General features: G+C 47.8%; 1 protein-coding gene. It reads right to left on the bottom strand.

Annotated features, from left to right (window positions below; translation table 11 throughout):
* Positions 1 to 1,020: sigma-54 dependent transcriptional regulator (locus R7E00_RS24565; protein ID WP_318124829.1), on the bottom strand; the 1,020-nt coding region annotated here is incomplete at its 3' end.
* Positions 1,021 to 1,140: the final 120 nt, after the last annotated feature.

Genomic DNA, 1,140 nt, shown 5'->3' with positions numbered 1-1,140 from the left:
ACTTTTACCATAGCGCGACGCCGCGACTAAAAGAAAATGGTGGAAAAGGGCAGGGATGTCTTCCTTGCGTTCACGTAAGGGAGGCAAATCTAGCGTAACCACGTTGAGGCGGTAGTAGAGGTCTTGACGAAATGTACCTTGTTCCGCCGCACGTTTAAGATCCACTTTCGTTGCCGCGACAACGCGAATGTCGAGAGGTAAAAGTTCGTTTGAGCCAACGCGTTCAATCACGCGCTCTTGCAGGACGCGCAACAAACGAATTTGTGCCTGAATTGGCATCGATTCGATTTCATCTAAGAAGAGTGTGCCGCCCTGCGCAAATTCAAACTTACCAATACGCCGACTGTCTGCACGAGTAAATGCGCCTTTTTCGTGACCATAGAGTTCGCTTTCAATTAAGTTTTCTGGCACCGCGCCACAGTTCACCGCCACAAAGTTATTGTTTCTACGAGAACTTTGTTCGTGCAGTGAGCGGGCGATAAGCTCTTTACCTGTACCTGTTTCGCCAAACAGCAGAATATCGGCATCAGTATCAGCAATGTGGGTGATGGTTTCTCGCAGTGTTTGGATGCTGGTGGTTTCACCGATTATTCGGGGGCCAAGCGTTTGGCTTGCTTTGAGTGATTGACGAAGTTTCTCATTTTCGTTCGTCAGTTGGCGTCTTTCAATGGCGCGTTTTACGGTTTCAACCAAGTGTTCTGGCGCAAAAGGTTTCTCTATAAAATCGTAGGCCCCTTGGTGTAATGCATTTACTGCCATAGAGATGTCACCATGGCCTGTAATCATGATGACTGGCAGGTTTGGGTCGCGTTGAACTAACGTGGTTAACAGGTCCATGCCTGAAATACCGGGTAAGCAGATGTCGGTCACAATCACACCAGCTTCGTCGCTTTGTTTCATGGCTAACAAGGCGGATTCCGCATCGGAAAAAAATGTCGCTTCGATATCGGCTAGCTCAAACGTTTGTTCTATTGCTAATCGAAGGTCGGCTTCATCATCAATAAAAAACACCTGACACATTATCTTATCCTTCTGATTGTTCGGTGCGTTGGCATATTGGTAAGCACAATGAGAATCGAGCGCCACCTTGGGCTCGGTTGTGAGCACTCAAGCTGCCGTTCATACCAGCCAATATTTGCT

This window comes from Vibrio sp. Vb1755 (genome assembly GCF_033338635.1).
GTDB classification, from domain to species: Bacteria; Pseudomonadota; Gammaproteobacteria; order Enterobacterales; family Vibrionaceae; genus Vibrio; species Vibrio alginolyticus.
The sequence above is the reverse complement of the archived record's forward strand: the minus strand, read 5'-3'. Positions and strand labels throughout refer to the sequence as shown.